The organism is Rahnella sp. PAMC25617, from assembly GCF_050606005.1.
Taxonomy (GTDB): domain Bacteria; phylum Pseudomonadota; class Gammaproteobacteria; order Enterobacterales; family Enterobacteriaceae; genus Rahnella; species Rahnella variigena.
On the sequence record NZ_JBOCUM010000013.1, the window covers coordinates 57,681 to 79,240 of the forward strand.

Genomic DNA, 21,560 nt, shown 5'->3' on the forward strand with positions numbered 1-21,560 from the left:
TTATAAGAATCTTGCTCTATTCCAGCGGGATCGTATTACTACGTGATTTATAAAATTTATTTCAAGCCTAAGGATTAAGGTATGAAAAATGCAATTACTGCATTAAAGCGTAAAGCAAATCAGTATCAGGAACTTAAAAAACAGCGTGGTGTTACCTTACTGGAAATCATCATCGTTCTGGGCATTATCGGTATTATTGCAGCCGGTGTAGTTGTGTTGGCAAACCGTGCCTTCACAGCACAGGACATCAGTGAATTAGCCGATAATACTAACTCAGTCCGCGTGGGGACAACAGAAGCTTATAAAGACAGCGCTGAATATCCGGCTACTGCGTCTGCAGCGGCACTGACTAAATCGGATATCGGTAGTGCAACCGATACAACAGGCTCAATCATTTCTACTCTGGTTAAAATGGGTAAAATTTCGGTTGGGGAAGCTTTCAATGGTATATCAAATGACCCGTTCGAATTGGGTGGCGTTAAGTACGCGACTGCTGATACGAAGATGAAAGGTTTCTACCTTGTCATTAATGGCCTTGATACAGAAGATTGCCGTAATATTGCCTCTCAGATTGGCGGACAATGGGACTATGTCGCTTCTGATGAGGTTGCTGCAGGTGGAGTATTAGCATCGGCGCCAACGTCATTATCAGGCACAGCTACAGCGCCGATTCTTAAGACACTGACTGAAGACAAATTAACACCAGAAACCATTGTTGGCACTGGTTTTTGTGATAGCTCCGTCGGATCAGACAACGCACTGGTATTAGGCAGTAAATAAGTAAAACATTAAAACTATCCTTTATTAAAACAGGAGCCTGCCGCGATTATTGTTGCAGGCTCATTTTCGATGACGTTGAAATGATGAGAATGTGTATGCCAGGGGTAAGAAACAGTAAAGGGTTTACCTTATTGGAAATGATTATCGTCATGGGTATTATGGGTGTCGTATTCACCTCATTCTCTCTTTATAAGAAAAAACAGATCGAATCGGTTGCAAGGGAGAACCTAACCAATGTACTCGCAGGTGAAATTCATGGTTTTTTACAGTTTGTTAATAAAGATAATCTGCAACTCACCACGGATAGCGATGCAGATGGAGAATTAGATTTTATCGTAAACCCTCTCTATAACCCTGAAATATCAGCTTCCAGTGAAAAAGGAAAAGCTTACGCCACGCGTTTTAATAATAAGCCAAATGAAGAACCGGGTGATAAGAATGATTACATTAAATGGGACAATAGTCAGGCACGCGGGTATTTTACCAGCCACCGCTGCTACAGCTCAACGAATCAGAAAGTTGCAGATGACGAATTCAATACGGAGGACTTGCCCTGTAAGCAACCTGCGGACAGTCAGGACAGATATTTAGTACTTGAACGCGTCGATCTGATCGGTCCGAATGACTCACGTGCCATTGATCAGGTAGATTTTTTCATTAGTTTTCATCCAGGACGTAATGGTAAAAGTGATGTTGATAAATTTTCCATCGAAAGTTATGCCACCGCCTTTAGCAAGGCATTTTCCCATTACGATCTGACGTTCATTCAGGCCGACTATCTCTATCGTAACGATGAAAAAAATACACAAGCCACAAACTTTGGTACCGGCTGGAAGTTGTTAAAAACAAATAATGCCAAGGCAGCAGATAATGCCGTTCCATTTGGCAATATGGCGTCTTATCTGGATGATATTAATCAAAATATAGGGCAAATGGGCGTCCGTTTCAGTTTCAAGGCGGGCGTCGGGAAAAACGTCAAGCCGGACGGCTCAGTCGGTGTAAACAAACTGTGCTGGAATTATAAAGAAAATATGATGACTCACTGTCTTGAAGTTGAAAACGGCACAGGTCGCAATCAGGATGGAGGCGTGATGCATCTGACCAATAAAAATGCCAATAATCAGACAGTCACGGGCACGTTAATGGCCAATGTCATTTTTGAAGGTGAGGCATTTGACCCGGAAAAAGGTAATGTCGTCGCCTTAATGACCAGTCCGGTGGTTTCCTACCAGTCTTTTGGTAATAAAAAGGACACAGGTACCAATGATGTCATTGTTGATGACCCGGATAATTACAATAAAAAAGTCACTGATGAACCAGGCCACATCAAGCTTCCCGTACAAACTTGCCCTCAGGCTCCGCCCGATCCCGTTGACCCGCAGAAAGTGCCGCGACAGCTTTACCCAAGAATGGCTGCCGCCATTTCTTCTATAGCGGCTGATGTGGGTAAGCTGGAAACATCAGAAGGCGAAGATGAAGACGGTGGAGACTTCACCGACTTTTCCAATAGTGAAAATAACCGGAGAACCACTACAGGTGTATTAGATCATTTAAGTGGCGTCGCCGTGCAAGTGAATCTTATTAAAGATGATGCCAAAGGCGATTACTGGGTGATCAGTGCAACCAGCGGTGTTTTTGACAATGTGACGGGGCAAGGTGTTAGCGTTATTAATCCGAGTTCACTTTCCGTTGTACTGACCTCATGGTGTAGTTCGATAAAACAACCAGAGTTAAATGATTCCATACCCATGCCGCCAAATTGATTGCATATCGCCAACGGGTTGTAAGTATATTTTTGAAAATTTCAGGATGAAGAAAATGAAAATTAGATTACTGGGATGGTTTATTACTTTATTACTGTCCCTCGGGCAATTTGCTCAGGCAGCGGTTAATGCGGACTTAAACCTGACGCCCGTTCCCGCAAATATCTCGCCAGAGACACCACACAATCCTTTCTCTGGTGGAGAGAATGCCGCTGCCAAAGCCACTTCAACGACTACTACAACGATGTTGTCGCCCGCACCGGTTCCATTGACATTTCCTCTGACACTCAACAGTGGTGAACTTTTGAGTCAGGGAATTAAAAGATGGGCAGACAGTCTGGGATATAAGCTTCTCTGGCAGAGCAAAAATGATTATTTGATTTATAGCCACATCATTCTCGCCGGTAAAGATGATGACGAAGTACTGACAGAGCTAGGCAAGCTATTTTCTTCTGAAAACTATGGATTGATTATAAAAAACTATCAGAAGAATCGCGTACTAATTATTGATGATATGTAACTGAAAAGTTCAGGATAGGGATATGAAAACCAAAATTGGATTTATGATATTGACGCTTCTTTTGCAGGGCTGCGCGGGAAGTTTTAATAAACATTTTTCACGCGGCAATGTTAAAGATGCCTTGCCGGGTGCGACGTCCGCAGATGAAATGAAGGTCAAACCCTACATTAAATATGACACAGCTTATTTAGGGAAAAAAGTTGACTATAGTTCAACACGTCAGCACTTACTGGCTAAAAAAGTCGCCATTAACTCTTATGAACCTACAGACCTAAATACCGTTCTGGATGTTTTATTGGCACAAACAGGAGTCAGCCATAGGATTAATTTAGATATCCCGGGTGTAAAAGGTGCCGATGCCGGAAAAGTCAATATTGAAGCGCATAGCATTAATTTCACTGGCACCTTTGAGGAATTTATGCGCTATATCTCTGCCCTTTATGACGTTAAAACCAATCTGGATGAGAATAATATTCTTAAGATTGATGCGTTTAGTGTTTATGCTATCAAGCTTGATTTTTACGGCGAAAATAACAAATTCGAAGCCAGCCTGGACTTATCCAATGACGCAGTCAGCAGCGGTGGCCTGGAAGGAAAATCTGAAACTAAGTTTGAATCCTCATTCTGGGATGATGTCGAGGATATGGCAGAAAAATATGTTTCAAGCGGCATGTACAGCGTCTTTAAGGATGCTTCAATCGTTACGCTGACCGGTCGCCCGTCAGAATATAAGATATTGAGTGATGTATTAAAAAGATACCAGGATGACAATAACCGTCAATTCGTCGTTACTTACAAAATCTTCACTCTTAATAAAGAAAAAATGGAAGAATATGGTGCTGGTCTGAATATGTCTTACGTGGATGGGGGCAGCAGCGTCATTATCGATACAGCAATGATGGATATGCTGGGAGGAGGCATGACTATCGCGGGCGGGGCTGACCGCGCACTGAGCATTGATGCAAAACTCAACGCACTGTATTCCCTTACCGGGAGCAAAGTGTTGCAGAGTGGTTCATTTGTGACACGGAATAACACCCCAATTCCGCTCAATATGACCAATTCTCAGCACTATGTCTCCGGACGTACACGGACGGTGAATAAAGACAGCGGTGATGAAGATGTCGAGATCGAAACAGCTGAAATAATCACCGGTACCAGTTTTATTATCACTCCGCGTGTCATGACGGATGGCCGTGTGGAAGTCACCAGTGGATTTACCAAGAGCCAGTTAAACTCGATAGATGTATTTGATACCGTACAGTTACCTAATGTGACAACGACGGAAATGTTTAACTCCACGGCGGTTAACCCTGGCAGTTTACTCATGGTTGCAAAATATGAAATGAACGAACTGAATAAAAATAAGCAGTACCAGATGTTGGGTTATGGACAAAGTGCAGAGGACAATGAACATACCGTTGTCATGGTCGTAGGAATTGACTATTACCGTGCGCCTTTAAATCGTTAATTTATTGAGATGGCTATCATGTTAAATACATTGTCACGTAATAATATATTGACAGGGTTAATCTGGGAACCATCCGGTCACGACAATATGGATGCCGGTTATATGAGGTGGATGGTGAATATACGGCGAAGTCACCGCATGTATGTTTACCGCGTACAGGATGAAGCTAATACAAATGAACTGATTGGCTATTCTGTAAAGACAGCACCAGGCTGTGAATCTTTTGCAGTTCATCTCCGAAACCTTTACGGCGATGGTATTTATCATTTCGATGCAGGTGATCATAAAACTTATCTATTAATGATTATGGATGGCATCATCATTAGTGGAAGCGACTGCGTCATTACAGAGAGTTTTTTTTCTGAAATCGTGGAAACCTTACCTACATCGAGATACTCACGACTACAGGTATCGGAAATCACGCCGGCACAACTGGACTGCATTGCTGAATCATGCAAAGAAAACCAACTAATTTATAAAAGAAGACAAAGGCTGTTCTGGTCGGGTGTTGCCTGTGGCGTATTAATTCTACTCATTGCATCTTCAATATTTTTGTACAGTATAATTTCTGGATGACGATATGATAAAGGGACTTAAATTACGCAAAAATTCCCGGCCAGTTTCCCGCAGAATCAAAGCTGGAATTGCCATCGGAGTGCTATTACTCCTCATTGCCGGCGGTATTGCAGGCTGGTATTTTTTTGCTTATGAACCCGCGCAACAACGAGATGAGATAAAACGTCGCGAAGCGCAGCAGTTAGCTAATGACATAAGTACGGTTGATAAATTCTATTTGAGTAATTTGTCAGGCGGGAGCATTTCCAAATTTACAACATTAGCTGCAGAGATTTCCAAAAGTCAGCGTATTCTGTCTGATTTTAATTACGTCAATGAAGTCTATACCTGCGATGCAAAGAATTGTTCATTCAGTTATCAATTAAAAAAAGGTAGCGTGTTTACGCTCGCACAAAAAATATTTTTTGATGAAGTTTACACTGCCAGTTTTTCAGATACTTCCATTGATTTCACAGGAATTAAATCAGGGCTGGATGACAACCCGATATTGTCTGCATACAAGAGTAAAAAGGATATTTACCCGCCCTCTTGCGGTGATGTGCTGAACTATCTTTATTCTTATAACTCAGTATCTGCCCCCAGGAAAATAGTGAAGATCGTCTCGCCACCAGGCTCTGCTGTACAGGCTATCGAAAATAAAATAGCAGCAAAAGGGAGGGGGAAAAATTATGGGATTAATGTACTGAGTTGGGAAATGGAAATCCCTAAACAGTCTAAAAACTATATGGCGCTATTGTACACCGCCAGCCTGTTAGAGAGACAAGCTTTCAGGGATGCTTTCATCATCCAGAAAATAGACAGCGTTAAGGATAATAAAATTACAGGAGTTATGGTATGCAAAACCGGAAATTAATAATAACTGCACTGATGACTTTGTTCTCTTCTGGCAGTTTTGCCGATGACATTCAAGCCACTGGCGAGAATGCCGGGGGACTTCCTGCGCCCATTCAGGAGCATATATCGAGGTTGATGGAAGATGACGTAGCGTTTAATCAGGCCGAGCATCAGCTGTCACAGCAGCTGACTCTCGCCAAGTTGCGCCTCGAAATGGCAAAAATAAAAAGTGAGGCGGCCGACCTGACACAAGGGCCGATCCTCAATATGAATAATGAATCTGCGGACAAAGATATTCAACCCACACCGTTACCTGCCGCCGCAGAGCCCAGAGTTATGATGTTATCGCAGATTGCGGGCATCACCCAAGCCGCAGTAGCTGTAGGTTCAAAAACCGTATTTGTACGTATTGGCGAAATTTTTACGGCGAACGGTAAGCGCTATGCTGTCCATCAGGGCAGTAACGCACAGCAGTCATTTGTAAGGGAAGTCTCCCGGTGATCCTGGATTTCATACGGCTTACGGAGGATTCCATTCACAGTGGCGAATGGATTTTTGCTGAAATTGAAGATCGTATGCTGATTGCCCGCTCGGGTACGCAAGAGTATCTCGTTTCTCAGCGTTCATTAATCGAAGAGCTGCATATTCTGCAGTATGAAGTTCGTAAGATGAATGATATCCATCATCATAAGATTGCCGGGATCGGTGGGGTCACCGAGGCCGTGTATTTCAAAATCTATGAACTGGTTTCTTTGCAGAAACTGAGTCGTGTCGCGCTGGATATTAGTGAAACGCAGAAAGAACTCGAAGCCATACTGATTGAAGCCGTGAATATGGGGGCCAGTGACCTTCACATCACACGCAATGATATTCTTGCGCAACTGGAGGTTCGGGTTAACGGTATGCTGTTGCCCATGATGCAGATGCCTGCCAGCAAATGTGATGAGCTGGTGTTCGTCCTGTACAACGTACAAGCCAGTACCCGCGATACCACCTGGAACCGCACTATTCCGCAAAGTGCCAATATTCTCTATACGCTGAACGCATTAAGCTTTCGCTTCCGCTATGCCCACTTTCCGATTTTTGGTGAAACGAACGATTGTTACCACGCGGTGCTGCGAATTATTCCTTCCGGATTGTCAAAAAGTGCAGTCGCCAATCTTAATAAACTGGGCATATCGAACGAAGAATTAGACGATCTCAAAAAGATCCTCAGCAACCCTTATGGTGCCTATTTTATTGCAGGAACCACGGGGTCGGGGAAATCCACAACATTGAAGAACCTGATGGAGTGGTTACAAATCAATCGTTATGGCAACAAAGGGTGCTTTCTCACGGTTGAGGATCCTGTCGAATATCAGATATACGGAGCGAAACAAAGCTCAGTGGTCAGTGTTGAAGGAGGCGGCTTCCATTCAGCCATCAAATCCGCATTGCGACGTGATCCAGATGTTCTGATGGTCGGCGAAATCCGCGACACCATATCTGCCAACGCTCTGGCCGGGGCTGTGGAAAGTGGTCACTATTGTTTCACCACAGTTCATGCGGGGAATATTGTCTCCTTATTACAACGCTTATCTGCCATGGGTATCACCAGCGATAAGCTTTCCACGCCAGGGTTCATTGCCGGACTGCAATGTCAAAAACTTGTCCCCGTTATTTGCTCCCATTGTCATCGCCCTGTCGATATATCATTCGGTGGGGAGTTGATGTCTCTGTACGAGCAATATGAGGATGGCTGTGAGAGATGTAAATATACCGGCATCAGTGGCAGGCAACTGGTGATGGAATATATGCGACCGACCTACGATGAGCTGGCCGCAATATCTAAGCAAGAGTGGTTGCAAGTCTACACGCTATGGCGGGAAAAACGCCTTTCGGCACCAGGAATGAGCGAAGGCTTTGAAATAAAAGAAAAGGTATTTGCTGAGGTTCTGCGAGGCCGGGTGTGTGCGACTTGGTTCAATATGGAATTTGGCGATGTAGATAAAGATAATAGGGAGATTATCCATGGCAAAGTTCGGTAAAAAACAAAGGCTTTTTCTTTATAAGTTCTGTGCTGACATGATCAGGACAGAGTTACCTCTTTATGATTCTCTGGTAAAACTTCAGCTTGAGGGCAAGAGCTTATTAGGTGCGGGTTTTGCCAAAAATATCGCCAATTTAACTCATAATATGAAGGCTGGACTTAAAGGGGCATCTATTGCTGTGATGTTTGAGGGGCTTGTTCCGCAAAGCGAACTCAGTGTTATTAATGCAGCCGAACAAAGCGGAAGCCTTGCTGATGGATTTATGACGTTAGTTAATGTCATAAACTATAACAGCGAATTGAAGAGTAAACTCATCTCGGCAGTGCTTTTTCCGGTCATTATGATAATTTTGTCTCTTATTGTTATTGCAGGATACTCAATGAAAGTATTCCCTGCTTTTGAAAGTGTGGTTCCTGTTAGTAAATGGCCCGGAATAACAAAATCATTATATACATTCGGAAATTCTTTAGTGGCGGGCTTGTGGGTTTATATCATTATTGTTATCGCAGCAGTTGTATTTACTATTAAAATGGTCATCTCAAATTTCAGCGGGCCGCTTAGAAACAAATTCCTTGATCGGATACTCCCTTTCTCTACATACAAGCAAATTGTGGCGTCGGTCTTTATAAACAATCTGGCTCTGATGCTGAAGAACGGTATCCCTTTAAATGACGGCCTCGCCATTATTTTATTAAACTCAAACAGATGGTTAAAACATCACATTAATAATATGCGCGAGAACATGGCAAATGGACTGGGTTACGGTGAAGCGCTGAACACAGGATTATTTGGACCTGAAACACTGCTAAATATTAGCCTGTACGCCGAGTTACCGTCATTTAATGAAGTACTGAGTTCCGTCTCGGCTAAATCTCGTGAACATGTTCAGGAATATATAAAAAAGTTATCCGGGTTATTGAAGTCACTCTCCACATTGATACTGGGAGGATGTGTAGTTTGGGTTTTTGCTGCCCTTTTCGCATTGTCGGACACACTGGGAAAAATGGGTGCAAGCGGCTCTTTTTAAAGGATTATACCATGAAAAAAATAACACTTATTTTCGCAACACTCTGTTTGCTGCCGATCAGTGCATTCTCTGCAACTATACCTCAGGGTGGCGTTTTCAAATTTACTGAACCTGATGGGGGTGGCGGTGCCGCACAACCCCTGGACATGCCGCTGGCATTGCCTGTTGCCAATTTTTTTGGTTATGCCGTGAGTGGCAATTCTTATTATTACGATGAAAAAAGTTCCTCTCCGATCGCTGTTAATATTATGTATATCGAATCAGATGACATGCAAATCCCAGCATCACGCTTGCCAGAGATCACCGATGACAATTATGATTTTTCACAACATTATCTTCATTATGCGTCAGGTGATAAATACAGTTGGGTCAGCGGAGGTAAGGAAGGCGACTGGGGATTGCCCATTATTAATGCAAAACCCTATACAAAAAATGATCCGTTTCCGGCGATTACCGCCTGTTCCGGAACACCGGCAACACTTAAAGAACAGCGTTACAAATGTAAGCCAGGCATGACTTCAGGGTCGCGCACACTTTCATTATATGATGAACTTCTTGATGTAGCGACAAAACAAAATAAGACCTTGTGGGTTGGCACGCTGGTTTTTCCACGCGCTTCTGCAGGTCCCGAAGGTTCTACCAGTAGTATCGGTACAGGTGGTGAGGGGCATGAATTAGTGGTTTATCTTCCGCACCGACATATGTCACTGATCCATCTGGAGGCGATATTACTGGAAGGAACGTCGGGTATGCATCAGGTACTCACTGCATGGACATTAGAAAGTAATGACGGCGAAAGCTTCACCTATTATAAAGGGCCTGAGGGTAACAGTCAGAGCCATTATCCCGCTCCAGCACTTGTCTCAACCGGAAACCCTGATGCGTATAATGGTTTCATGGGCATAGGATTACTGAACAAATACGAGAATGAATCTGTGCCTGTTATTGAAGTTGCTGCGATTCATACACGTATTGGAGGAGGTTTGAAATGGACAAGTCTTTGGTATGACGCATTGGGATGGGCAAGTGGAGGAGATATTTTCATGTGTATGAACGGCGTGAAAGGTAAAAACTCAATAGATGATTATACTAATTTAGTGAAATTTGAAGATCCGGCTTCTTTTAAAAAAATCATAAAGCAGGGAAAAACCTATTCCCTTCCAGAGGGAAGGAAAGGATTTACTTTTGAAGAAATGTTTGACAAAAAACCGACATCTAATAATGCCTATATTTGTGACACCAACGGCACTCAATTATTTTCTTCACGTCTTACGGTCAATACGCCCGATGGCGGGCCTACTACGAAAACAGACTTTATGGAATTACATACTGACGTCACACCGCGATAAATAATTATCGAAATAGCATGAGATTATTATGATTACATTTTATCTGTGGTTTTATCCGTTCATGGCATTAATTTTCGGCCTGTTTATCGGCAGTTTTATTAATGTGTTAATTTACCGGTTACCGTTAATGATTTTTGCACAATGCGGCACTGAGCCTGATGCTGTCAAAGTCAGTCTCTGGTGGCCCCCCTCTCATTGCCCGGCATGTGGTGCGCGGGTTTTGAAGCGTGACAATATTCCAGTTCTGAGCTGGTTATGGCTTAAGGGAAAATGTCGCCATTGCGAAAGTGCAATTTCCGCACAGTATTTGATTTCCGAGGTCCTGTGCGCAATCGTCTTCACCGGCCTGGCAATTATTGCCCTGCCGCAGTTCACAGAAATTCAGATTTGCAGTTTCTTTCTGTATTTCTGTTTGCTCTACAGCTTGTCGGTGATTGATTTTCAGCATCTGATTTTGCCAGACAGTCTGGTGTCTTTACTGCTATGGAGTGGCTTACTCTGTTCAGTATCAGGTATCACCGATATCGAACCCCGCTCTGCTATTTTTGGCGCGGTGGCAGCATGGCTATTACTCTATGTCGTGATGGCGGCATATGAGAAATTGCGCGGGCGTGAAGGGCTGGGCTATGGCGATGTCAAACTGTTAGCTGCAATCACCGCCTGGCTTGGAATGGAAAAAATCCCGGAACTGATTATCGGGTCGGCGGCCTCAGGAATGATGGTGTATCTGCTCTGTACACTGCTGAACCAGCGCCGATCGCTGAATGAAGATAATCCCACCGCTGAAAAGCATTACATCCCTTTCGGCCCTTCAATCTGCATGGCCGGACTGGTGATATTTTTTATTGAGCAACTTTAAACTATGCACCGGACACTGCCTTTCCTGCTGCTCATTCCGTTGTTTGCACAGGCTGCTGGCAATGCAGCTGTCACGCTGGCATTGATTCATGCTACGCGTTCCGATTTGGAGGTGAATAATGATCATTTTTCTCCGACGACGCTGCTTACGACCAGAGAAGAGAAAACATCAGAAGCAAGTAAGCTGAACACTAGAAGCTCACCGATTCGCTACCCGCATTTTCTCTCGCCAATGAATATTCCTTTGCGGGTCACTTCCGCATTCAGTCTGCGCTGGCATCCCATCATGCAGCGTCTCTCCCGGCATGAAGGTACTGATTATGCAGCCCCGCTTTTAACACCGGTATTCGCCACGGAAAAAGGGATTGTCGTGGAAGCGATGTATCATCCCACCGCCGGAAATTACGTGGTAGTAAGCCACCCGCAGGGGTGGAGAAGCCGCTACCTGCATCTGACCAAACTAAAGGTTATCGCCGGACAGAAGATAGCACGTGGCGATATCCTTGCTTATTCAGGTAATACCGGACGCAGCACGGGGCCACATTTGCATTTTGAGTTGATATATCAGGGACAGGCAATGGACGCGGCGAAGCTGCTTTCATCTTCCGATGTTTCATACAGGCAAGCTGCCGACGTCAGTGTTTCGACAATTTCCGTACCGAAAATCATGCTGGTGACTGAAATAGCCGGTCAGGATAAAGTGATGGTGAGGTATAACGGAAAAACAGTCTATGCCAGTACTGATCAGAGAGTTTTCGGCAATTATAAGGTGATCCTGAAGAATGGCAGGTACCGGTTACAAAAAATGTCCTGAAGAGAACAAAAGAGAAGTGGGTGTATCCCAAATGATGACGGGAAAAAGACGAAAGCCCGCGTAGTGTTAACTACGCGGGCTTTCTTTTGACGAGGGAGTTGACCGTTAAGCCGGGTTCTGTCGTGGACAGTCATTCGTCTAGGCCAGCAATCGCTCACTGGCTCAAGCAGCCTACCCGGGTTCAGTACGGGCCGTACCATGTGAACCCCTATTTGGCCTTGCTCCGGGTGGAGTTTACCATGCCACGAACTGTTGCCAGCCGCGCGGTGCGCTCTTACCGCACCCTTTCACCCTTACCTGATCCCACTTGCGCGGGCCATCGGCGGTTTGCTCTCTGTTGCACTTGTCGTAAGCTCGCGCTTCCCAGGCGTTACCTGGCACCCTGCCCTATGGAGCCCGGACTTTCCTCCCCTCCTTCTGTCTCCCCCGAAAGGGACGGCAAAGAAGCGGCGACTGTCTGGTCAACTCCGCGGCGGATAATAGGGTATTACGCCCTATTTGTCACCCTCTTGCTCATCAAGCGCGTATTTATACAACGCATTCTTTTTCACGCCGTGGATTTCCGCGGCCAGCGCGGCGGCTTTTTTCAGTGGCAGCTCTTTTTGCAGTAACGCCAGTGTGCGTAAGGCTTCCGCCGGTAACGCTTCGGTATCGAATTTATGGCCTTCAACAATCAGCACCATTTCACCGCGTCTGCGCGTTTCAACTTCCTGTACCCAGGCCAGCAGTTCGCCCACAGGCGCACCGTGAATATTTTCCCAGGTTTTAGTCAGTTCGCGCGCCAGCACCACATAACGCTGCGGCCCCCACACTTCCACCATATCCTGTAAACTGTCGATCAGACGGTGAGTCGATTCGTAGAAAATCAACGTGCGCGGCTCTTCGATTAATGCCTGCAACGTATCTTTACGTGATTTGGTTTTGGCCGGCAGAAATCCTTCGTAACAGAAACGGTCAGAAGGCAAACCTGCGGCGCATAACGCGGTGATCGCCGCACAGGCACCCGGTAAAGGCACCACACAGATACCTGCCTCACGACAACGACGCACCAGATGGTAACCGGGATCGTTGATAAGTGGCGTACCGGCATCGGACACCAGCGCAATGGTCTGGCCTTCCTGCAATTTTGACAGCAAATGCTCGGCTTTCTGCTGTTCATTATGATCGTGAAGCGGGAACATTTTGGCGGTGATCGCGAAATGTTGCAGCAGCAATCCGGTATGGCGGGTGTCTTCTGCGGCAATCAAATCTACACTGTTCAGTACGGCCAGCGCGCGTTGGGTAATATCCCCTAAATTGCCAATTGGCGTCGGTACGATATACAGCGTTGAGGCAGAAATATCTGCTTGATCGTCTTGATTCATTGTTTCATCCGGATTGCCGATTTAATATTGAGCATCTTGAAAAAACATCACTGGAAACTGAATGCCTTCCTCAATGACCTTTCGTACCCGTTCGGGACGTTTACTCCCTGCCTTTATCGTGGCTATGCTTCTCGCCAGCTGTTCCGGTCAGGCACCACAGGCGCCGACAGAAAGTGTCCAGGGTGCAGCGTCCGGCAGCTCTGACTATTATCTGCAACAGGCACAGCAAAGCGGTGATGATAACAAGGCTGACTGGCAATTGCTTGCAGTGCGTGCCCTGATACGTGAAGGCAAAGTGCCGCAGGCCGCTGAACAACTGGCAAAAGTACCGCAAAATCTGACCGTCGCACAAACTCTCGAGCAACAACTGACCAGCGCGGAAGTACAGGTTGCGCAGAAAAACGTTCAGGCCGCGGCTACCAGCCTGAGCAAGATAGACCCGACCAATCTGACCAACGATCAGAAAGCGCGTTACTACCAGGCGCAAATTGATGCCAGCCAGGGACGCACCAGTCTCGGACTGATCCGCGCATATATCGCACAGGAACCGCTGTTGCAGGGCAAACTGCATCAGGACAATATTGACGAGAGCTGGACCGCGCTGACGCAAATGTCCGCGCAGGACGTCAACAGTATTGTGATTAATGCTGATGAAAACACGTTGCAGGGATGGCTGGATTTACTGAGCGTCTGGCAGAGTAACAAGCAGGATCCTGATCTGCTGAAAGCCGGAATCAAAGACTGGCAGCGTCGTTATCCGGTAAATCCGGCAGCGAAAACCCTGCCGACTCAGCTGAATAATGTGCTGAGCTTCCAGCCAGCCTCTACCGGCAAAATTGCGCTTTTCCTGCCGATGAGCGGTCCGGCGCAGGTTTACGGGAATGCGATTTCGCAAGGTTTCAACGCGGCAATGAACGGTCAGTTGAGCCAGCCAGTACCGCAAGCCGCGCCGGCTGATCCGAATGCACAGACACAACCACCGGCAGACCCGAACGCCGCGGTGAGTACTTCCGCGCCGGATGCCAGCCAGCCGCAAACCGATGCTGCTCAGGCTCAGCCGGCTGCAACACCAGCTGCGCCAGCGCCTGTTGCCAGCAGCAATGCGCAGGTGAAAGTCTATGACACCAACGGTCAGCCCCTGGCAGCGCTTCTGACACAGGCTCAGCAGGATGGCGCCACACTGGTTGTCGGCCCGCTGCTCAAAGATCAGGTCAACGAACTCTCTTCAGATCAGACTCCGCTGAATGTTTTAGCGCTTAATCAGCCAGAAACTGAGAAAAACAGCCCGAATATCTGTTACTTTGCGCTCTCGCCGGAAGACGAGGCACAGGATGCTGCACGCCACATGTGGTCTGAGCAGAAAAGGTTGCCGTTGTTACTGGTTCCGCGTGGCAACTTCGGCGACCGTATCGCACAGGCTTTTGCTAACGAGTGGCAGAAACTGGGCGGCGGCACCGTTCTGAAACAAGGTCTCGGTTCAGGCAGCGAATTGCGTTCTTCTATCGGCAGCGGTATCCGTCTGACCGGTACACCGGTCATCGCCACTGATGCCGCCGCGCCGGCACAAGCGCAGGGCGTGACGATTGGTGGCATTACCATCCCGGCTCCGCCGACAGATGCCCAGATTACGCAAGGCAGCACCGGTGGCAGCGTGGATTCCGTTTACGTGGTGGCGACGCAGAGCGAACTGACGCTGATTAAACCGATGCTGGATCTGGCCGTAAATGGTCGCGTACATCCTTCCGTATACGCAAGTTCCCGCAGCTATCAGGCAGGTGCCGGCCCGGACTATCGTCTGGAAATGGAAGGCGTGCAGTTCAGCGATATTCCATTGCTGGCGGGCGGTAACCCGGCGCTGATGCAGCAGGCCACCGCAAAATTTGGTAATGACTATTCGCTGGTTCGCCTCTACGCGATGGGGATTGATGCCTGGAGTCTGGCAAATCATTTCTCGCAGATGCGCACCCTGCCTGGCTTCCAGGTTTCCGGCAGCACCGGCGACCTGAGTGCCAATGAGAATTGTGTTATCCATCGCAAACTGCCTTGGCTGCAATACCGTCAGGGCTCGCTGGTGCCGGTTTCTTCATAAAAGAAACCCGGCCGCGCCGCTGAGACGGGAACGTCCAGCCATAACAAGTACAAGGACGTACTGATGAACTCTTTTTTATCTAAAACGCGGGCATGCGGCGATAAGTACGAAGCCTTTGCCCGTCGTTATCTTGAAAGAGCCGGCTTAATCTTCGTGGCGGCCAACGTGGCCTGCCGTGCAGGTGAGATTGACCTCATCATGCGTGACCAGCAGACCTGGGTGTTTGTAGAAGTCCGCTACCGGCGTAACGCTGATTTTGGCGGTGCGGCGGCCAGCGTGACCGTTCCAAAACAGCAGCGCCTGTTACGCGCGGCGTCTTTCTGGCTTGCAGGAAAGAATGCAAGCTTTGACACATCATCTTGCCGTTTTGATGTTTTTGCCATCACCGGCAGCCAGGTAGAATGGCTGCGTGATGCATTCAATGCGGAATAAATATTACGACGACTGACTGGACGAAAACCCGTGCTGGATAGAATCAAAGTCTGCTTTACAGAAAGTATTCAAACTCAGATTGCAGCGGCAGAAGCCTTGCCTGACGCGATTTCACGCGCCGCGATGACGTTGGTGCAATCGCTGCTCAACGGCAATAAAATTCTGTGCTGCGGCAACGGCACCTCTGCGGCGAATGCTCAGCATTTTTCCGCCAGTCTGATTAATCGTTTTGAAACTGAACGTCCGAGCCTTCCTGCAATCTCACTATGTGCAGATAACATTGTGCTGACCGCGATTGCTAACGATCGTCTGCATGAAGAAATTTATGCCAAACAGGTCCGCGCCTTAGGTCAGGCGGGTGATGTTCTGCTGGCTATTTCTACCCGCGGCAACAGCCGTGATATTGTCAAAGCCGTTGAAGCAGCGGTGACCCGCGATATGACGATTGTCGCATTGACGGGTTATGACGGCGGCGAACTGGCGGGTTTACTGGGGCCTCACGATGTTGAGATCCGTATTCCCTCCCATCGCAGCGCCCGTATTCAGGAAATGCATATGCTCACAGTTAACTGTCTCTGTGACCTGATAGATAATACGCTGTTCCCACACCAGGACGATTAAGGAGATCCAATGAAGGCGAGTCCTCTCTTTGCTGTATTGTTAAGCGCCCTTCTGTTACAAGGCTGTGTTGCAGCCGCCGTGGTTGGTGTGGCTGGCGTGGCCACCAAAACGACCACTGACCCGCGTACCGTGGGCACTCAGGTTGATGACAGCACTCTGGAAGCGCGTGTTTCCAATGCCATCAGTAAAGACAAACAGCTGAAAGATGAAGCCCGTATTGTGGCGACTGCCTATCAGGGTAAAGTTCTGCTGACTGGCCAGGCTCCGACTCCGGACATGGCTGCCCGCGCCAAACAGATTGCTGTGGGTGTAGACGGTGCGACAGAAGTGTATAACGAGATCCGTACAGGCAAGCCAGTCAGTATGGGCACTGCGTCAACGGATACGTGGATCACCACCAAAGTTCGCTCTCAGTTGCTGACCAGCGATTCGGTGAAATCCTCTAACGTGAAAGTGACCACTGAGAACGGTGAAGTCTTCCTGCTGGGTCTGGTCACTCAGGAAGAAGGTAAATCGGCGGCAGGCATTGCGGCGGGTATCAGCGGTGTTAAACACGTCACTACGGCGTTTACCTACGTTAAATAATGGCGTGAACGCAATAACGAAAAAGGACAGCTCAGGCTGTCCTTTTTTTATTCCTCAAAAACGTCAGGGGCTAATGAAGCTTATGCTCTTGCAGGAAAGACTCACCGCCCAGCTGGCTCATCTGGCGCAGTATCCACTGCTGGCGACGCAGCACATAAGCGGAAGGCGCATTCACTTTGTACAGGTGCGGATTAGGCAACACTGCTGCCAGCAACGCCGCCTGAGAAGCCGTAAGGCGGCTGGCAGGTTTATGGAAGAAATGCTGCGACGCCTGCTCCACACCAAATACGCCGTCACCAAATTCCACGATATTCAGATACACAGTGAGTATCCGGCGTTTGGTCCACACCGTTTCAATACCGACGGTCAGGCCCGCTTCAAGCCCTTTTCTCACCCAACTGCGGCCATCCCAAAGGAACAGGTTCTTGGCAGTCTGCTGGGATAACGTAGAAGCACCGCGCATTTTGCCGCCATCTTTATCCAGAACGGACTGGATTGCATCCACATCAAAACCCCAGTGCTCAGGGAATTTCTGATCTTCAGCAGCCATCACTGCAAGCGCCATTGGTGAGGAAATCTCACTCATCGGCACCCAGTCTGAATGTGCGACATAGCCAAAATCACCAGTCAGCCAGGCCGAAACCTGCCGCTCCACCATGACTGCGGAGAAAGGGACCGGCAGAAATGAAAAAAGAAGAATGCCCGCTACCCATAAGCAGAGTAACAGTATCAGCGCACGTTTCAGCCATAAGACTGGCTTGCGCAAAAGGCCCTTTCGAGTAATTTTATTCATTTAGTGCTTTCCACAACACATCCGACCATCTAATCAATCTCGAGAATAACCTGCAAGATCAGGCTAGCGAAATGCAGATTAATAGTGCTAACAATTGAGCAATAAAAATGAAACTTTTGCTTACATTCAGAGCAGAAAATTCCTATTTAACCACTACCATCAAGGAGTTCCGGAAAACTGCCTGAAATTCCTGCTTTTTTTATGCTGATGCATTTTTAAGCGATAAAGTAAAATACTTGTGAATAGATACACAAAAAATACGTAAGTCATACTTATGAATAGCAATTGAGAAAGTGAATAAATTCTCATCGATTATTCCACATCCAGCGAACCCCCTAAGCCAAATCCGCCACCTGTAAACCATAACAAATCAGCAGTATGTACGTCTTTTTCACAGACAAAAAATCCAGTAACCTAAGTGAAATTTTTTCATTTGAAATAAATTTCAGATCTCTTTTGGCTCCGAAAATAGCATTTCAGAAAAAATCACACATAAACGATGAATTACAGTCACTTGCCAGTGATTTTGCATTTTAGACAACCGGTTTCATAGCCGTTTACATTGCAAAATCACTGGCTAAACGGCCTGTGATTGTTCACTTCCATAAGTAAAATTGCATGTCACCAGTACAACATCAGTAGGGTTCATTTGTATTCTGTCAAAAATCCTGCGATAAAGGCTTGATGTTTTGTATAGACAAAGACTAATCTACATCACAGTTTTTAATGAATGTTGTAACAGTTCTGCTTATATTTGTTATGTTGATTGCTACAGGATGTATTAGACTTTAAGACTGAATTCCAAGACCTGCGAAAACCGAACCCTAAAAACTATCGTGGGTTACCTCTTTCCCTGGTGTTGGCGCAGTATTCGCGCACCCCGGCCTCGGCTGGGGTTATTTTTTTTCAGCGTTTGCCGTCCAGTCGCGTAACACTTTGATGTCATTGCGCCACTCGGCCTTCAGCTCATCAATCCATTCCTGTACGTTATCCCACCAAGCCGGCAGCGTCGGGGTCTGAATCTGTTGCGCCAGTTGCTGTAAATGCTTCAGGCCAACGGAACCCGCAGCGCCTTTGATTTTGTGCCCTTCCTCTGCAATGCCTTTTTGGTCGCGCGCCGTCATGTTTGAATCGAGAACCGCGAGATAACCCGGCATCATCTTTTCAAACATATCTGCACTCTGATAAATCAGTTTCGCGCCAACCAGATCGATGTACTGCTCAAGCATGGCAGTATCAAGCAACGATTCACTGTCTTTCATCACTACAGGCTCCTTTTCAGAAACGGAAACTTCAGGCTGATGATCCCAAAACTGCTGGATCATCGCAGTCAGTGCGGAAACAGACAGCGGCTTGCTCAGCACATCGTCCATTCCTGCATCAAGGTATTCTTTTTTGTCTTTCAGCACGTTCGCCGTCAGCGCAATCAGCGGCGGCAGATGCTTACCGGCGTAATCGGTGCGTAACGTACGGGCGATATCCAGACCGGTCATGTCCGGCAACTGAATATCCAGCAAGACCAGATCAAACTCGTCAGGATCGAACATCTCCAGCGCATCGTGCCCGTTCATGGCCACTTCCACGCTGTTGCCCAGTTTTTCCAGAACCGAACGCGCCACGATGACGTTCAGCTCGATATCTTCCACCAGCAGCACATGCAGCGCCGGGAGTGGCATATCTTCTTCTTCGTCCACCTGTTCTGCCGGTGCATCCAGTTTAGGCGCTCGCACGGTGAGCGTGAAGCTGGAGCCCTGACCCGGCACGCTGCTGACAGTAATATCGCCGCCCATCGTCTGCGCCAGACGTTTGGATACCGCCAGCCCGATGCCCGTACCGGTCGCCGGTTTGCCGCCGTTCTGATCTTTCACCTGATAATACATGGCGAAAATTTTGTCCTGCTCGTCCTGCGGGATCCCCATCCCGGAATCGCGCACCACAAAACGCAGCATATCGTTCGGCTCGTAATGGACGCTCAGGACAATTTCGCCTTCACGGGTGAACTTGACGGCATTGCCGATCAGGTTCCACAAGATCTGGCGCAGGCGCGTGCCATCCGTGGTGATGCTGCGCGGCAACGGCAGATCCGGTTCCATCACAAACTTCAGCCCTTTCGGCTGCGCCAGCAGACCGGAGAGGTTTTCCAAATCTGACAGGAATTCCGTGAAATCCACCGGCTGATTATCGAGCTGCACTTTGCGGCGCTCGATTTTGTCCATTTCGATAATGTCGTTGAAGATATTGCCGAGGGTGATCGCACTGACGTGAATCGTTTTCAGATAGCTGTGCTGTTCTTTGTCCAGCTCGGTATCGAGCAGAATGCGGCTCAGCCCGACAATGCCGTTAAGCGGCGTACGCAGCTCGTGGCTGATCGTGGAGATAAAGGTGGTCTTCTCACGGCTGGCATTCTCTAACGCATCCTGATAGCGCTTACGCTCGGTAATATCGCGTCCAAAGCCCATCAGGCCATGTCGTTTACCGATACGGTCATAGAACGGCACTTTGCGCAGTTCAAAGCAGGCTTTACGCCCGTCCGGATAGACCAGCCATTGTTCGTACGTCAGGGAAACGTTGTGACGGAATACCTTCTCGTCGGTTTCGACCACTTTCTCGGCGATGTCCGGAGTATAGACGTCGTTAGGGGTGAGGCCGACCAGCTGCTTCTCGCTTTTACCGGTCAGCAGTTCCATCGCCCGGTTACAGCCGGAGAATTCTTTGTCTTCGTTGCGGTAATACACCAGATCTGGTGAGGCATCGAGGAAAGAGCGTAATAATGCAGATTGCTGGCTCAGTTCGATCTGCGCCTGTTCGCGGTGGTGCATTTCCAGTTTCAGCTTATCGACCACTGCCAGACGCGCTTCTTCCGCTTTCACACGGTCGGCGATTTCCTGATTCAGTTGGGTAATGTTGTCTTTGAGCTGCTGATTCAGTTCGAGGTCGCGGTGACGCATCTCTTCCAGCTTATCCACCAGACGCGCTAAACGCTGACGCGACTCTTCGAGCTGCTCGACCACCACCGACAGGAAGTAGACTGCCCAGGGCGTGATCAGCAAACCAAAGAAGATGGAACGAACGACGTCGATACTTTCCACCTGCCCGCGCAGGAGCATGGTGACGGCCATCTGGACAATCATCGCCAGCACCACCAGCGCAGACGCCAGCAGCAGTGAGAATCTCACCAGCCCCAGCTTGACCATCAGATCGACATAATACTGCGCTAAAACCCGGATTTGCTTCATAACGGTTCCCTTAAAACGAAGACGCCTGAATCATACCGCAAAACCTACCCGGCGTGATGGCGGGTCATCATTGAGCGTGAAGTTTGTGAGATGCACCGTACAAGGGCTGGTCATGGTGCAATGCAGGAAATAAGGGCAGAGTTATTGACTATTTTGCAGGGTGATATTATTAATATCGGCCGGCTTTATCAGGCTGATAAAGTCGCCAAATGCCCTGTGGCTAACATCTTTTCCTTTAATCCTCCGAATTCTTTCCTTCTCGGCGCTTTTCGCGCAGGCATAACTATTCATTATTACTGCAAATAAAGTCATTCCCGGCAATATGAATAATTCTTATTACAAACCCCGCTCATACACATTATTACTGTCACGTTAAAAACAGTGACAAACCGCATGCCCGCAGTGTTTTCCAGTATAA

The 21,560-nt window shown here is 47.6% G+C and carries 19 protein-coding genes and 1 other RNA gene; 16 read left to right on the forward strand and 4 right to left on the reverse strand.

Annotated features, from left to right (window positions below; translation table 11 throughout):
• The first annotated feature begins 81 nt into the window (after nucleotides 1-81).
• The 12 genes from ACM615_RS16450 to ACM615_RS16505 all read left to right on the forward strand — a co-directional run bounded on the left by ACM615_RS16450 (nucleotide 82) and on the right by ACM615_RS16505 (nucleotide 12,022).
• Complete coding sequence (locus ACM615_RS16450) at nucleotides 82-780, forward strand: prepilin-type N-terminal cleavage/methylation domain-containing protein (RefSeq protein WP_129638096.1); 699 nt, start codon at nucleotides 82-84, stop codon at nucleotides 778-780.
• A gap of 95 nt (nucleotides 781-875) precedes the next feature.
• Nucleotides 876-2,543 carry a pilus assembly FimT family protein gene (locus ACM615_RS16455; protein ID WP_129638095.1) on the forward strand — a complete coding sequence of 556 codons (1,668 nt, stop codon included), beginning with the start codon at nucleotides 876-878 and terminating at the stop codon, nucleotides 2,541-2,543.
• 55 nt (nucleotides 2,544-2,598) lie between these two features.
• The gene (locus ACM615_RS16460; protein ID WP_232829847.1) at nucleotides 2,599-3,063 is read left to right on the forward strand and encodes a TcpQ domain-containing protein; all 465 of its coding nucleotides are present in this window, start codon (nucleotides 2,599-2,601) and stop codon (nucleotides 3,061-3,063) included.
• Nucleotides 3,064-3,085: 22 nt separating this feature from the next.
• Nucleotides 3,086-4,534 carry a type II and III secretion system protein gene (locus ACM615_RS16465; protein ID WP_129638094.1) on the forward strand — a complete coding sequence of 483 codons (1,449 nt, stop codon included), beginning with the start codon at nucleotides 3,086-3,088 and terminating at the stop codon, nucleotides 4,532-4,534.
• Between the two features lie 18 nt (nucleotides 4,535-4,552).
• Nucleotides 4,553-5,110 (forward strand): pilus assembly protein, encoded by a 558-nt coding sequence (locus ACM615_RS16470; RefSeq protein WP_129638093.1) that lies wholly within the window; start codon nucleotides 4,553-4,555, stop codon nucleotides 5,108-5,110.
• A gap of 4 nt (nucleotides 5,111-5,114) precedes the next feature.
• A complete protein-coding gene (locus ACM615_RS16475) occupies nucleotides 5,115-5,963 on the forward strand; it encodes a hypothetical protein (protein WP_129638092.1) in 849 nt (282 codons plus the stop codon).
• Nucleotides 5,945-6,445, forward strand: a complete 501-nt coding sequence (locus ACM615_RS16480; protein WP_129638091.1) for a hypothetical protein — start codon at nucleotides 5,945-5,947, stop codon at nucleotides 6,443-6,445. The genes ACM615_RS16475 and ACM615_RS16480 overlap by 19 nt, the downstream gene beginning before the upstream one ends.
• Nucleotides 6,442-7,971, forward strand: a complete 1,530-nt coding sequence (locus ACM615_RS16485) for an ATPase, T2SS/T4P/T4SS family (RefSeq protein ID WP_129638090.1) — start codon at nucleotides 6,442-6,444, stop codon at nucleotides 7,969-7,971. Before ACM615_RS16480 ends, ACM615_RS16485 begins: the two co-directional genes overlap by 4 nt.
• Nucleotides 7,955-9,001 (forward strand): type II secretion system F family protein, encoded by a 1,047-nt coding sequence (locus ACM615_RS16490; protein WP_129638089.1) that lies wholly within the window; start codon nucleotides 7,955-7,957, stop codon nucleotides 8,999-9,001. Before ACM615_RS16485 ends, ACM615_RS16490 begins: the two co-directional genes overlap by 17 nt.
• An 11-nt stretch (nucleotides 9,002-9,012) precedes the next feature.
• A complete protein-coding gene (locus tag ACM615_RS16495) occupies nucleotides 9,013-10,350 on the forward strand; it encodes a hypothetical protein (protein ID WP_431012198.1) in 1,338 nt (445 codons plus the stop codon).
• Between the two features lie 28 nt (nucleotides 10,351-10,378).
• Nucleotides 10,379-11,209 carry a prepilin peptidase gene (locus tag ACM615_RS16500; RefSeq protein ID WP_132966313.1) on the forward strand — a complete coding sequence of 277 codons (831 nt, stop codon included), beginning with the start codon at nucleotides 10,379-10,381 and terminating at the stop codon, nucleotides 11,207-11,209.
• Between the two features lie 3 nt (nucleotides 11,210-11,212).
• On the forward strand, nucleotides 11,213-12,022 hold the full coding sequence (locus tag ACM615_RS16505) for a M23 family metallopeptidase (protein WP_129638086.1): 810 nt from the start codon (nucleotides 11,213-11,215) through the stop codon (nucleotides 12,020-12,022).
• A gap of 90 nt (nucleotides 12,023-12,112) precedes the next feature.
• Here the strand turns inward: ACM615_RS16505 and rnpB are convergent.
• An RNA gene (rnpB, locus tag ACM615_RS16510) (RNase P RNA component class A) lies at nucleotides 12,113-12,491 on the reverse strand.
• A gap of 25 nt (nucleotides 12,492-12,516) precedes the next feature.
• Entirely contained in the window at nucleotides 12,517-13,386 is an 870-nt protein-coding gene (gene rsmI / locus ACM615_RS16515) for a 16S rRNA (cytidine(1402)-2'-O)-methyltransferase (RefSeq protein ID WP_431012199.1), read from the reverse strand.
• A 61-nt stretch (nucleotides 13,387-13,447) separates the two neighbouring features.
• On the opposite strand from rsmI, the gene ACM615_RS16520 reads away from it, so the two are divergent.
• The 4 genes from ACM615_RS16520 (at nucleotide 13,448) to dolP (ending at nucleotide 17,113) form a co-directional block, all read left to right on the forward strand.
• On the forward strand, nucleotides 13,448-15,475 hold the full coding sequence (locus ACM615_RS16520) for a penicillin-binding protein activator (RefSeq protein ID WP_431012200.1): 2,028 nt from the start codon (nucleotides 13,448-13,450) through the stop codon (nucleotides 15,473-15,475).
• Between the two features lie 63 nt (nucleotides 15,476-15,538).
• Nucleotides 15,539-15,907 carry a YraN family protein gene (locus ACM615_RS16525; RefSeq protein ID WP_113876735.1) on the forward strand — a complete coding sequence of 123 codons (369 nt, stop codon included), beginning with the start codon at nucleotides 15,539-15,541 and terminating at the stop codon, nucleotides 15,905-15,907.
• A 30-nt stretch (nucleotides 15,908-15,937) separates the two neighbouring features.
• A complete protein-coding gene (diaA, locus tag ACM615_RS16530; RefSeq protein ID WP_013577230.1) occupies nucleotides 15,938-16,528 on the forward strand; it encodes a DnaA initiator-associating protein DiaA in 591 nt (196 codons plus the stop codon).
• 9 nt (nucleotides 16,529-16,537) lie between these two features.
• Nucleotides 16,538-17,113 carry a division/outer membrane stress-associated lipid-binding lipoprotein gene (dolP, locus tag ACM615_RS16535; protein WP_113876734.1) on the forward strand — a complete coding sequence of 192 codons (576 nt, stop codon included), beginning with the start codon at nucleotides 16,538-16,540 and terminating at the stop codon, nucleotides 17,111-17,113.
• Between the two features lie 70 nt (nucleotides 17,114-17,183).
• Here the strand turns inward: dolP and mtgA are convergent, their stop codons facing one another.
• Together mtgA and arcB are read right to left on the reverse strand one after the other, a co-directional pair.
• On the reverse strand, nucleotides 17,184-17,906 hold the full coding sequence (gene mtgA / locus ACM615_RS16540) for a monofunctional biosynthetic peptidoglycan transglycosylase (RefSeq protein ID WP_113876733.1): 723 nt from the start codon (nucleotides 17,904-17,906) through the stop codon (nucleotides 17,184-17,186).
• An 896-nt stretch (nucleotides 17,907-18,802) separates the two neighbouring features.
• Complete coding sequence (gene arcB, locus ACM615_RS16545) at nucleotides 18,803-21,142, reverse strand: aerobic respiration two-component sensor histidine kinase ArcB (RefSeq protein WP_113876732.1); 2,340 nt, start codon at nucleotides 21,140-21,142, stop codon at nucleotides 18,803-18,805.
• Nucleotides 21,143-21,560: the final 418 nt, after the last annotated feature.

Excerpts from the sequence above, each read along its gene's own strand:
- ACM615_RS16450 (WP_129638096.1), top strand. The coding sequence starts at position 82 with ATGAAAAATGCAATTACTGCATTAAAGCGTAAAGCAAATCAGTATCAG.
- ACM615_RS16455 (WP_129638095.1), top strand. The coding sequence starts at position 876 with ATGCCAGGGGTAAGAAACAGTAAAGGGTTTACCTTATTGGAAATGATT.
- ACM615_RS16460 (WP_232829847.1), top strand. The coding sequence starts at position 2,599 with ATGAAAATTAGATTACTGGGATGGTTTATTACTTTATTACTGTCCCTC.
- ACM615_RS16465 (WP_129638094.1), top strand. The coding sequence starts at position 3,086 with ATGAAAACCAAAATTGGATTTATGATATTGACGCTTCTTTTGCAGGGC.
- ACM615_RS16470 (WP_129638093.1), top strand. The coding sequence starts at position 4,553 with ATGTTAAATACATTGTCACGTAATAATATATTGACAGGGTTAATCTGG.
- ACM615_RS16475 (WP_129638092.1), top strand. The coding sequence starts at position 5,115 with ATGATAAAGGGACTTAAATTACGCAAAAATTCCCGGCCAGTTTCCCGC.
- ACM615_RS16480 (WP_129638091.1), top strand. The coding sequence starts at position 5,945 with ATGCAAAACCGGAAATTAATAATAACTGCACTGATGACTTTGTTCTCT.
- ACM615_RS16490 (WP_129638089.1), top strand. The coding sequence starts at position 7,955 with ATGGCAAAGTTCGGTAAAAAACAAAGGCTTTTTCTTTATAAGTTCTGT.
- ACM615_RS16495 (WP_431012198.1), top strand. The coding sequence starts at position 9,013 with ATGAAAAAAATAACACTTATTTTCGCAACACTCTGTTTGCTGCCGATC.
- ACM615_RS16500 (WP_132966313.1), top strand. The coding sequence starts at position 10,379 with ATGATTACATTTTATCTGTGGTTTTATCCGTTCATGGCATTAATTTTC.
- ACM615_RS16505 (WP_129638086.1), top strand. The coding sequence starts at position 11,213 with ATGCACCGGACACTGCCTTTCCTGCTGCTCATTCCGTTGTTTGCACAG.
- rsmI (WP_431012199.1), bottom strand. The coding sequence starts at position 13,386 with ATGAATCAAGACGATCAAGCAGATATTTCTGCCTCAACGCTGTATATC.
- ACM615_RS16520 (WP_431012200.1), top strand. The coding sequence starts at position 13,448 with ATGCCTTCCTCAATGACCTTTCGTACCCGTTCGGGACGTTTACTCCCT.
- ACM615_RS16525 (WP_113876735.1), top strand. The coding sequence starts at position 15,539 with ATGAACTCTTTTTTATCTAAAACGCGGGCATGCGGCGATAAGTACGAA.
- dolP (WP_113876734.1), top strand. The coding sequence starts at position 16,538 with ATGAAGGCGAGTCCTCTCTTTGCTGTATTGTTAAGCGCCCTTCTGTTA.
- mtgA (WP_113876733.1), bottom strand. The coding sequence starts at position 17,906 with ATGAATAAAATTACTCGAAAGGGCCTTTTGCGCAAGCCAGTCTTATGG.
- arcB (WP_113876732.1), bottom strand. The coding sequence starts at position 21,142 with ATGAAGCAAATCCGGGTTTTAGCGCAGTATTATGTCGATCTGATGGTC.